Below are 11403 nucleotides of genomic sequence, written 5' to 3' on the forward strand. Positions count from 1 at the left end.
CGAGAACCCTGAAGCTGCTGAGTGCAGAGTCTACGACAACTAAGCCAATTGCTGGGCCCAGTGGTCAGACCATGGACGTGTTTCAAATCAACGTGGGGATCGCATGGGTGATCCCCTTGTTTTTGGGTCACCAGATCTGACGACTCTCCACCGTAATCTCAAGGCTAGCACGACTCTCATCCATGGATGTGATGGAATTATTGTTGCCCAATCCAGCCGCCACCCATCGCCTAGGCCAGGTTCTAGGGCGATCGCTTCCGGCTGGAACAATTTTGCTATTAGGTGGAAATTTAGGCAGTGGCAAGACCAGTTTGGTTCAGGGGATAGGGCAGGGATTAGGGATTTCCGAACCTATTGTTAGCCCCACATTTACCTTGGTCAATGAGTATCTAGACGGACGGCTGCCGCTCTATCATTTTGATCTCTACCGCCTAGATACCCAGGCGGTTGCATCGCTTTATATTGATTTGTACTGGGAAGGGATTGAGTATCCCTTGGGATTAGTGGCCATCGAGTGGCCCGATCGCCTGCCCCAGTGGCCTGAGCCGGCGCTCCATATTCAGCTATCGATCACCCATGATGATCAGCGGTTGGCAACCCTTATGCCGGTGGGGCCGGTGCTGCCGACTTGGTTTAAGTCTCTTCAAGGTTTGATGGCGGCAGGGTAGGAGAGCAATCCCTGGAGGGTGCTTCAACCCTACCGCCGATCCCCTCGTGATCAGGTTCCAGAACGATTCAGGCGACGATAGGTTTCAGCCAGGGAGGTGCGATCGCCCACGTTGCCGGGAAAGAGAACCACCGGTAGGTTCGGGAACTGGGGATGATCAGCGGGGGTGCGAATGATGGAACAGCCGGGTAGAATTTGCCCGAGTAGTCTAGCTGCGGTGAGGGCTAGACCGGTGCTGACGACGTCATTGGAGGTGATCCCGCCTTTGCTAATCAAAAATCCTAGGTTGTCTGGCAGGTGGCGCACCACATCCATGAGTAGATCCGAGACGGCTACCCCGAACGCTAGGCGAGTTTCGATGCTGTCGAAGGTCAGCTCTTCTCGGCTGGTGTAGATCACGGGCGTTTGACCAGCGCTGTGGACGGTGTGAATGCGATCGCAAATGCTGGTCAGCAGGTCAGCACGCTGTTGATCGCTGGCGTCGAGCAAGTGAGCTACGTCAAGCTCGACCCCGATCACACCAGGTTCCTTCAGTAATTCGTTCAGTTGCTCCGTTGTTTTCTTCACGTGGGATCCCACCAAGACGGCACCGGGTTGACCGTGACGAGTATAGGCTCCCATCTGGTCGGCGGGGGTGGGTTGGGGAGGTAGGTCTGCCAGGGCAGTCAGCAAACTAGCGGCGCTGCGAAACAGAAAGCGTTTTCCCTGGGCGGCCGCAGACAAGACATCACGGGCAAATCGATCCAAGTCCGCCTGCACTTCTGCATCCACCACCCCACATTGGTTATGGCTGAGGGCCAGGAGGCGATCGCCCGTCCCGCCCCGGATATCAGCCAGCAAAAATCGTTCTACGCTCTCGCTAGGAATGCGTCCGTTGGTTTTTTCTTCAACATAATCGGGCAGATAGCTGTGGTGATAGCCAAAAACAGAGTCTTGAGCAAACTCGGTGGTGTGCACTGGTGTTTCGACGCCATCTATTAATAAGTAGTGAATGCTGTCGCGGGTGATGCGTCCTCCTTCAAAAAAGGCGGGGGTGAGGAAATGGGCATCGAAAGGGCCCAGCTCTTCAGCGATCGCATCGGTTTCAATTGGGTAGTGACCGCGCAGGGTGGAATCAGAGCGGCTAACAATCAGAAAGTCTTGGAGCCCCACCTGAGCGATCGCCCGCTTGAGGGCTTGGCATACCTCACGGGTGATCTGGTCAGCCTGCTCAGGGGGCAGGGCGCGGGTGTTGGTCAAGATAAAAAAGATGGGAGCATCATCCAGTAAGCCCAGCTTGAGGGTGTCTTCATCCCAGCGGGTGAGCAGAAGGCAGCTATGCACGGTTTGAGATCCGGTGGGATCATCATCCAGCACGATAATTTTGGGTTGGGTAGACATAGGCTTCTCTCTTAATGCTTCAAGCTAGGACTCACGTATCGCCAAGACCCGATTGGCTGAACTATCTTTCCCCTTATCCTCCAGTCCCTTCTCCCACAAGGAGAACAAGAATAGGTGTTTTCAAAGCCCCCCGCCCGCTCTGGGAGAGGGGTTTGGGGTGAAGGTCTTCAAGTTGTGTCAGTCAACCAGCACTAGAACCTGCTGCCTAGCCCCGAGTCGGGTGATTCGTCCAGCGATCGCGCTCTTCGATTTTCCCACTGTCGGCCATGAATTTCCTAAGCGATCGCCAAAATCCACGACGATCGCCGAGGTTGTATAAGATGAAACTCAATATTTTGGTCAAACGATAGCCTGGAGTGATTGATAGTCTCACTTCAAGTCTTAATACGTTGCCTGTAAGACATTAGATTAGTAGGTTTGATGAGCCATTTGAGTTAGGACATTCTCGGGGTGTATCTTCCTGCATTTGGACTGGGTTTGGTTCGCGATTTTAGGGAAGATGCGATCGCCTGTAATCTTTATGACGTAGGAACTCGGTGGTCTGAGTCTTGAACGAACTGGGTCAGCATCATCTTGTTCTTCTTGGTGTGATCGAGCGCACGTCAATTGGGTGCGCTCGACACGGTTTTAAAGCAGATTACTCGGAAAAACAGTTTTCGATCATGCTAAAACCAGTCTCAGACCCTACCTGAGACCCTTAAATCAATAAGGAAATCCTATCTAAGCAACGCCTAATGATATGCGAGAGCCAGATCCATACTCCTGAGCGATCGCTGTGATCCTTCAGGGGTAGGCTGTTATGGCATGAGACTCGTGCTGGCGATCGAGATCAGGCAGTATGAACAAATGTAAACTTGCCATTTGATGCTTCAGCGGCACTTTTGTGGAGCGTTGGTCGCTGAACGTCTTGTATAGCAAGGGCGATCGCCCATTGATAAGCAGATCTAAATCTTAGTTGAGAGGGATAGGGCTTCCGTGTGATCCCCTGATCCCCAACCCAGAAACTTCATGCTAGGCTGTTGCAGTTCCGAGTACAGAAGGGTGAACGCGTAACGAGTATGGACTGGTGCTCTGCACTTCCTCTAACGGATAGAACCTAGATACCTAGGTTGTTTCCTTTGTTAGAACATCATTTTCGTTCCACACATTCCTTTTATAAAGGGTATATGACTCAAAACAATCAACAGCTTTGGAGTAGTCTGATGACTGCTGCACTAGTTATCGGAACGCTAGCGACCTCGTCCTCTGGGCATGCTAGTGTCGCCGGAACCGCAGATAATGACTCAGACGCCAACGTTGCGATCGCAGAGTCTGCGCCTAACCACATCGCAAACGACGGTGTCACCACTGGGTCTCTACCAACAGCTTCCACCGAAGATGTTGTAAAGGTCGGTGAATATCACTCTCGTAACTCCATTGAACTCTCTCAGAGTGAGGCAATTGCTAGCATTCTGCCCCATCAATTTGATGATCGGCAAGCCGCAACCCTCTATATCCGAGATATCCCTGTCATCACTTTCCTCGCCCCTCCGAATGAGGGTAGCTCGGCTACTACAGATGACGCTAGCGCAGATGTGAAAGTTTCAGAACCCCAAGAAAGCGTCGTGCTTGCCCAGGCATCAACATCTTCGGACGTTGATGGCTATGCTCAAGATCCCGTTTGGCGCGCTACAGCTATTGCTGCTAATCTCAACCAACTCTATCGCAGTGGCATTGATCCATCCTCGATCACTGCTGTATGGGACGATGAAGGCGATCGCCTCGTCATTCAAGTGGGCGATCGTGAGCTAACTGAGATCAACGAAACGACGATTCTGCCTGATACGACCCGTAATCCTGCAGAAGATGCCCTCCAGGCCACGAACCGGCTTCGCCGCCTTTTGGGAGGAGCCGAACCCTTGGGTGAAGTCTATGGTTTGCCTGCCCCTGAGCCTGCCCCTAGCGCATCCTACCATGCTGTTCTGCGTACCCTCAGTGGCATGGCATCCTGGTATGGCCCAGGCTTCCACGGCAACTACAGCGCCAGTGGTGAAATCTTTGACCAAAATGCCATGACGGCGGCTCACCCCAGCCTTCCCTTTGGCACCCAGGTGCGCGTCACCAATCTAGATACGGGGCTATCTGTGGTCGTTCGTATTAACGATCGCGGCCCCTATGCCCATGGACGCGTTATTGATCTATCGGCAGGTGCCGCCCAGGTAATTGGCCTGGTGAGTTCGGGGGTTGCTCCCGTTAGCCTAGATGTTTTAGGCAACAACTAAGCACGGCACCAGATTTCCCAGCTCTTCGCAGCTTTACTCTCTGATTCGGACATGGAGGGCGATCGCTTCAACGGTTCATCGTGTGAAGCGCTCAAGACCGATCTAACCCTCTCCCCTTCTATGGAACATCGAGCGACAGTGTACAACTGTCGCTCTTTTTTTACCTGATGTTGGGGTAAGCTGAAAGCCTCATTTCACGGGCCGAGATCTTGATTCTTTCATCCAACGAGCTGAACCATCCCCTTAAGCCACACTGACGTTGTTCTTACGATCCCTGGTCTAGAAGAACCTCGATGCTTAGGCGACCACCAACTCGGGATGCTGAGTGAGGATTTCGACACCCTCCTCGGTGACCGCGAGGGTGTGCTCAAACTGGGCTGAAAGCTTGCGATCTTTAGTGACTGCTGTCCAGCCATCGTCCAGCACGTCCACCTCCCACGTCCCTTCATTGATCATCGGTTCGATGGTAAACACCATGCCGGGACGCAGTTTCTTGCCCCGTCCTCGCCGGCCGTAGTGCGGTACTTGGGGAGCGGTGTGGAAAATTCGGCTGACGCCATGGCCGACAAAGTCACGCACCACTGAAAACCCTTGGGCTTCGGCATAGTCTTGAATGGCGGCACCGATGTCTCCAATGCGGGCTCCTGGCTTGACTTCTGCTATGGCAAGCTGCAGACATTGCTCGGTCACTTCGACTAAGCGTCGAGCGATCGCCGACGGTTCCCCGACAAAAAAGGTGCGGGAGGTATCGCCATGGTAGCCATCCACCGTGGGGGTAACGTCCACATTAATAATGTCTCCGTCCCGCAAAATTTGTTTGGCATTGGGGATGCCGTGGCAAACCACTTCGTTGACGCTGGTGCAAATAGATTTAGGAAACCCGTGGTAGCCCAGTGGCGCACTTTTGGCCCCGTGGGCTTGAGTCCAGCGTTCTGCCTCATCATTGAGGTCTAAGGTGCTCACCCCAGGCTTAATCATGGGGGCTAGATGATCGAGCAATTGGGCGGCAAGTTGGCCGGCAGCTCGCATTTTGTCTACTTCACGGCTTGATAATAAAACGATCGCTTCAGTATTCATGAAATCTTACGGGTTACAGTCTCTAATCCTGACATAGTGATGCAGGCTTGAGGTCGTAGAGCGGTTGGGGATCTGGGTTGTCCATGCCTCAAGAGGCTATGAAGTGCCTGCAACCTCGATTCAACCCTGCTTGTTTTAGGATACCGTTGCCAGCTCGGTTCTGCCTCAGGGATACGAGATCTGTGGGCTCATGGTTCTACGCTAGGGACTATCCCATACATCTCGCGGGGAGTGTCCAGTCTAGCTAGCGCTGGAACACCACAGAGAGGTTGTTGGCCGGCATGGGCACTGTTTTGACGAACTGCAACTGATGGGCGATCGCCACGGCAACCACATCTTCCAAGTTGCGCACGCCCCAATCAGGATTTTGGGCACGCAAACTTTCATCAAAGGCCGCATTGCTCGGTGCGATATGCTGTCCCTGCTGTTTGTAGGGACCATAAAGATAGAGCACGCCCCCCGGCGACAAGAGGCGTTCGGCTCCGGCAAACAGCCCTAGGGTAGCGCTCCATGGCGAAATGTGAATCATATTGATATTCACCAGAGCAGCGATCGCCCCCGGCTCAAATCCCGATTCAGCCAAGCTAGCGGGTAACGGCACCTGTTCCACGGGCCAGGGACTGGTGGCAGCATCGAGGAGAATGGGCGGATAGAGAGTTTCGCAGGGATGGTGCGATCGCCAAGCGGCAATGCTGTCGATTGCTAGAGGATTGGCATCGGACGGCAGCCAGCGGCGGGGTGCGAGACGAGGCGCAAAGAAGACCGCATGTTGCCCGGTGCCGCTGGAAATTTCTAGCACGGTGCCCGTTTCAGGTAGCACATCTTGCAAGACAGCCAAAATTGGCTCACGGTTGCGATCGGTGGCCGCCGCATATTGACGATGGTCAGATGGTGGAGTCATAGGCAATGTGGGGGAGTAGCGATGCAAAGTTTCGTGAATTTCAGATCCAACTCTGGTTCGATGATGTTGGATCCAAGCTTTGATAAGGTTACTCTAGAAGTAGAGTAATCTGATGCGAATGTCCAAGTCTGAACCAGTATCTCGCCCTAGCTAGGTATCGTGCCGAAGCAACGAGTCAGCGGCTCAGGCTAGCTTCGAGCCATGAAGCCAATTTGTGTCGAGATGGCCATCGGTAGGGTTCTGACTACCGCCAAACATGTTGAGTTTTAAGAGGATAGAGCTATCGCTAATAAGCAACTCATTAACCACCGCATTCGATCGCCGCGTGTTTTGCTGATTGACCATGAAAACACCAACCGTGGCGTAACTGAGACCCGCGATGCCCTGCAGCTTGCTGAGAGTGTTGGGCTGGATTTAGTCTTGGTTTCTGAGTCTAAAGATGTTCCAGTTGCTAAAATCCTGGACTACGGTAAACATCAATACCAACAAAAGAAACGCCATCGTCAGAATACCAGTAAGCCCACGGTCAAAGAAGTGAAGCTGCGCCCCAATGTGGGTGAGTCAGACTACAGCCTTCGGATCAAGCGAGCTGTTGAATGGCTAGACAAAGGTGATTCTGTCAAATTCCAAGTGCGATTACGGGGACGGGAACACCAGCATCGCGATCGAGCCGCTGAGCTACTAGAGCGGGTTGTGACCGATTTAGGTGAATCAGCCAAAGTACAGTCTTTTGATCGGCGGGCGCTGATTGTACAAGTCACCCCTGCTTAACCTGTCCACAGGTTAGGATCTGGGCATCCTAGGGTGACCATTGCCATGCCGACGGTGCGGTGGATTGTCTAGGGACAAACCTGGCCATGCGAAGGATGGGCTTAGCCCATGAAGGTCATTTTGCTTGCTCGTGGTGCCCATTGTTGAGTTGATATGTACCCCTCAAAGTTCCTTTGAGCAGAATGCTTTGGGGGGTTTACACTAGGGGCAGGAGCAATCCCCATCCGCTACTTAACTACGCCTGTTTTCCGAATGAAGCCTCCTGTCTCCCTCTGTCCAGTTCCTCACGAACAACAACCTATTAATGAGTATCAAGAGCTGCGAGAATCGTGGTTCTATAGTTGGGGAACTCGCAACCTACGAGGCTATGTTGCGCCGATTGTGGTGCTCTGGCTGTTGAGTTGGGCGATCGCTGGCCCGGTGGCGGCGGTCAGTTTTGTGCCGGCAAAGGTGCCGCTTCAGTTTTTTCTGGCGGCAGCAACCGGGGCCTGTATTATTCCGGCTTTGACCCTAGCTCGCCTGTATTTAGGATGGATGTATATTCGCGATCGCCTTCACAAACAGACGATTTCCTACGAAGAGTCGGGCTGGTATGACGGTCAGCTTTGGACGAAGCCAGATACGGTGGTCACCCGCGATCGCCTGTTGGTGAGCCATGAAGTCCAGCCCATTCTCTATCGCCTACAGCAAACCTTTGGTTTGTTTCTGCTTTTGGGATTAGGGGAAAGTTTAGTATGGGGTTTGCTTTAGCCCAAGCAAGCATAACTCTGGGGTTCGACGGGCGATCGCTGTTTAGTTGAGATATTGCCTAATCATGACTAGGGGAAAACGCACTCAAACGGCGGAACTCGAAGTTCGGCTTTTGCGAGAAGGAATTGTTGAATCAACCCACCAAGTGCAAGCGGTGGTCTGTGATGAGCGGGGACGAATGCTGTCCCTGGCTGGTAGTGGTGAGGCGGCGGCGTTCATTCGCTCAGCCCTAAAGCCATTTCAGGCCCTAGCGGTGACCACTACGGGAACGCTGGAAACCTACAACCTCAACGATCGCGACTTGGCGATTATTTGCGCTTCCCATCAAGGGGCGATCGAGCAGGCGCGTCAGTCCTTTAATATTTTATGGCGCTGTGATGTGGAGCCCTCCGCTCTGCAATGCCCCATCCCTGCCGATAAACAAAGCCCGCTGGAGCATAACTGTTCCGGCAAGCACGCGGGCATGTTAGCGGTTTGTAAGCAGCGCAATTGGTCGTTAGGCAGCTATCTTCAGCCTAGTCATCCAGTGCAGCGCCTCATCTTAGAAAAGGTGGCTGACCTTTTGCAAATGCCTGCCGAAGAATTCATCGGAGCCCATGATGATTGTGGCGCACCCACCTACTTTATGCAGCTTCGGCAAATGGCCACCCTTTATGCCCTGCTAGCCTCGGGCAGCAGTGTGGATATGGAGCGGATTATTCGCGCCATGACCCACTATCCAGAAATGATTGCCGGCCCCGGTCAGTTTGATACGGAGGTGATGCGTTTGACGGAAGGTGAAATCGTTAGCAAATCTGGAGCAGAGGGCATTCAATGCATTGCTCGGGTTGGGGAAGGCATGGGTCTTGCCATCAAGTGTGTGGATGGATCGCGGCGGGCTAAGTATGCTGTTGCGATTCACCTGCTCAAGCAACTGGGATGGATCACGCCAGCGATCGCCGAGACCTTGTCGGATGTACACATGACCATTGGCGCATTCAAGCGGCTGGATATCATCGGCGAACTAGCGATGCTCTAGGGATGCGCGAGGGAGGGTTGGGACGAGATCTAGGTTGCCGACGCGATCGCAAAACAAAGTTGTTGCGCAGATGAAGTACCTTCTGCTATACTCGATAGAGTGACAAAAAAACAAACGCGACGCGGGGTAGAGCAGTCTGGTAGCTCGTCGGGCTCATAACCCGAAGGTCAGTGGTTCAAATCCGCTCCCCGCCACCACTTTGTAAGAATCAAAAATCCCTGTTGCCTTCTTGGCGGCGGGGATTTTTGATGATCCCCATGGTTTGTGGCCTGGTGGAGTGTTTGGCACACCGGTGGACTGTGTCAGGACTCGATAGGATAAAGTAGGACTGAAGCATTCACCCGAGGATTTTGGGGTAGTTGTTCACCAAGAGAACAGCCGGGTCACGAGACTCATAGCTCCTGCATCCTGACCAATCCCTGACTGGGTCTTTAGAGCAAGGATATCAGCGAGTGCTTCGATATCTCTAACGTGACGACAGAATTAAGTGAGACTGGCATGGCAATAACGTTGCAGCGCCCCATTTTGATCGGTGGATTGGGCTTGACCGCAAGCATTTGGCTCCTTGATAGCCTGGGTGCCTCAGTCGTGGGACTAGGAGACAATTTGGTCTGGGTGATCGCTCTTGGGTCTGGCATTTGGTGGATGCGTCATCGTCGCACTCCGGCTGTTGAACCCACCACCCTACCCAAGGATCGCCCGGCGGTGGAAGCTGCTATTCAGTCTGCGATCGCCCTGATCGATCAGCTTGAAGCAGAACTTGAACAGGAGGCGAGTGCTGCAACGCCTGGAATTGTCGATCATCTGCGATCGCAACTGGAGCATCTGCAGGGTGAACTGGATCGTTCCACGCTGCGCCTAGCGATTGTCGGGGAAGCTGCCGTGGGTAAAACGGCGATCGCCCAACAGCTTACCCAGCAATGGTTACCCCAGATCTCTTGGCCTACCGATGTAACAGCGGTGGCGATCAGCGAAGTGTCGTCCCAAGCGATCGCTCTGGAGGAATCGGAGTCGGCACTCAACGATGCCGATCTGGTGCTGTTGGTGACCCCTGGTGACTTGACGGAGTCTAGCTACCAAGCGCTGGTCGGCTATGCTACGGCTGGGCAACGGGTGCTTGTGGCGTTCAATAAGCAAGACCAATATCCCTTGGATGAGCGATCGCTGCTGCTGCATCAGGTGCGCGAGCGGGTGGCGGCCTATGTTCCGTCGGCGGATGTGGTGGCGATCGCTGCCGAGCCTGCCGCGATGAAGGTACGCAAGCATCTAGAGGATGGCACGGTGCAGGAATTGTGGCAGCAGTCTGAAGCTGATCTAGCTAGTCTGAGCCAGACTCTCACCTCCCTGATCCCCCAAGGGCGATCGCTGGTCTTGGCTACAGTGGCCCGCCAGGTGCAGCAGGTGCGCGTAGCTACCCTAGCGGAACTGAATCGCTATCGCCGCCAACGGGCCATGCCTTTGATTGAGCAAGCTCAGTGGATTGCCGGTGCTGCTGCTTTTGCCAATCCGGTGCCGAGCCTTGATCTGCTGGCCACAGCGGCGGTCAATGCTCAGTTGGTGCTCGATTTGGGCAAAGTGTATCAGCAATCCTTTTCCATGGAGCAGGCTAAGGCGGTGGCGGGAACCATGGCGAAGCTGATGGTGCAAATGGGGGTGGTGGAACTGTCCACCCAGGCGATCGCTCCTCTGCTCAAAACCCATGCTCTGACCTTTGCCGCAGGTGGTGCGCTACAGGGCATGAGTGCTGCTTATCTGACCCGATTGGCTGGCTTGAGCCTAGTAGACTATTTCCAAGCCCAGAGCATAGTGGATCCCAGCGATCGCACCCCCTTCTCGCTCCAGCCTGAGGCGCTCAAACAACGACTCAACGACGTCTTCCAGCAGATGCAACCGTTGGGACAAGTGCGGGCCCTAGTGGATCAAGGTTTGCGGCGTCTTGCTCCCACTGCCTAGGGCCGATCGATTACTTGGTGATGGTGCCTATGTCTCGCTCTGATCTAGTTCGCCCCCAGCTTGCCGACACCCACTTCAACCGGGCGCGCGCCAGTCTGCGGCAGCTTCTGAATCGCTATGGTCGTCAGGGGCGATCGCGATCCTCTACAGAACTCCAGGCGGCTCTCAAGCCAAGGCTGGATCAGCTTGCCGGTGCCTTGGATAAACTGAACGGCTACCTCGTCCGGGTGGCGGTGTTTGGCCTGGTCAGTCGTGGTAAATCGGCGGTGTTAAATGCTCTGATTGGCCAAAAGGTGCTCCCCACAGGGCCCATCCATGGCGTGACCCAGTGGCCACGGTCGGTCTTTTGGTCGCTGGAGACGGCTATGGGCAAGGCCGTGATTGAGCTGATTGATACACCGGGCTTGGATGAAGTAGACGGTCAGGCTCGGGCGGATATGGCCCGCGAGATTGCTGAACAGGCTGACCTGATTTTGTTTGTGATCGCCGGGGACATGACCCGCACGGAATACCAAGCGCTGCACGATCTTCTGGCGGCGCACAAGCCCTTGATTGTGGTCTTCAACAAAACTGATTTGTATCCCAACCGCGATCGCACCGTGATTTTTCAACAGCTTCGGGAGCG

Annotated in this window: 11 protein-coding genes and 1 tRNA gene; 8 read left to right on the plus strand and 4 right to left on the minus strand. The window is 54.1% G+C overall.

Features of this window, described 5'->3' with window-relative positions; all coding sequences use genetic code 11:
* Positions 1-191: 191 nt before the first annotated feature.
* Complete coding sequence (gene tsaE, locus V6D20_18590) at positions 192-668, plus strand: tRNA (adenosine(37)-N6)-threonylcarbamoyltransferase complex ATPase subunit type 1 TsaE (GenBank protein ID HEY9817789.1); 477 nt, start codon at positions 192-194, stop codon at positions 666-668.
* Between the two features lie 50 nt (positions 669-718).
* Here tsaE and V6D20_18595 read toward each other — a convergent pair whose 3' ends face one another.
* Entirely contained in the window at positions 719-2047 is a 1329-nt protein-coding gene (locus V6D20_18595) for a four-carbon acid sugar kinase family protein (protein ID HEY9817790.1), read from the minus strand.
* Positions 2048-2252: 205 nt separating this feature from the next.
* Positions 2253-2378 (minus strand): hypothetical protein, encoded by a 126-nt coding sequence (locus V6D20_18600; GenBank protein ID HEY9817791.1) that lies wholly within the window; start codon positions 2376-2378, stop codon positions 2253-2255.
* Between the two features lie 871 nt (positions 2379-3249).
* On the opposite strand from V6D20_18600, the gene V6D20_18605 reads away from it, so the two are divergent.
* A complete protein-coding gene (locus V6D20_18605; protein HEY9817792.1) occupies positions 3250-4308 on the plus strand; it encodes a septal ring lytic transglycosylase RlpA family protein in 1059 nt (352 codons plus the stop codon).
* Between the two features lie 297 nt (positions 4309-4605).
* Here the strand turns inward: V6D20_18605 and map are convergent, their stop codons facing one another.
* Positions 4606-5385, minus strand: coding sequence for a type I methionyl aminopeptidase (gene map / locus V6D20_18610; GenBank protein HEY9817793.1), 780 nt, complete (start codon positions 5383-5385; stop codon positions 4606-4608).
* A gap of 244 nt (positions 5386-5629) precedes the next feature.
* The gene (locus V6D20_18615) at positions 5630-6286 is read right to left on the minus strand and encodes a DUF938 domain-containing protein (GenBank protein HEY9817794.1); all 657 of its coding nucleotides are present in this window, start codon (positions 6284-6286) and stop codon (positions 5630-5632) included.
* A 300-nt stretch (positions 6287-6586) separates the two neighbouring features.
* On the opposite strand from V6D20_18615, the gene infC reads away from it, so the two are divergent.
* From infC to V6D20_18645, 6 genes are all read left to right on the plus strand, one after another.
* Entirely contained in the window at positions 6587-7057 is a 471-nt protein-coding gene (infC, locus tag V6D20_18620) for a translation initiation factor IF-3 (protein ID HEY9817795.1), read from the plus strand.
* 252 nt (positions 7058-7309) lie between these two features.
* Positions 7310-7807: a CGLD27 family protein gene (locus tag V6D20_18625; GenBank protein HEY9817796.1), complete on the plus strand. Its 498-nt coding sequence runs from the start codon at positions 7310-7312 to the stop codon at positions 7805-7807.
* A 64-nt stretch (positions 7808-7871) separates the two neighbouring features.
* Positions 7872-8825 carry an asparaginase gene (locus tag V6D20_18630; GenBank protein HEY9817797.1) on the plus strand — a complete coding sequence of 318 codons (954 nt, stop codon included), beginning with the start codon at positions 7872-7874 and terminating at the stop codon, positions 8823-8825.
* A gap of 120 nt (positions 8826-8945) precedes the next feature.
* Positions 8946-9022, plus strand: a tRNA-Met gene (locus tag V6D20_18635).
* Positions 9023-9323: 301 nt separating this feature from the next.
* On the plus strand, positions 9324-10778 hold the full coding sequence (locus V6D20_18640; GenBank protein HEY9817798.1) for a DUF697 domain-containing protein: 1455 nt from the start codon (positions 9324-9326) through the stop codon (positions 10776-10778).
* Positions 10779-10807: 29 nt separating this feature from the next.
* Positions 10808-11403 (plus strand): dynamin family protein (locus tag V6D20_18645; GenBank protein ID HEY9817799.1); only part of this gene is annotated, 596 nt, incomplete at its 3' end.

It is taken from the genome of Candidatus Obscuribacterales bacterium (assembly GCA_036703605.1).
Classification (GTDB): domain Bacteria; phylum Cyanobacteriota; class Cyanobacteriia; order RECH01; family RECH01; genus RECH01.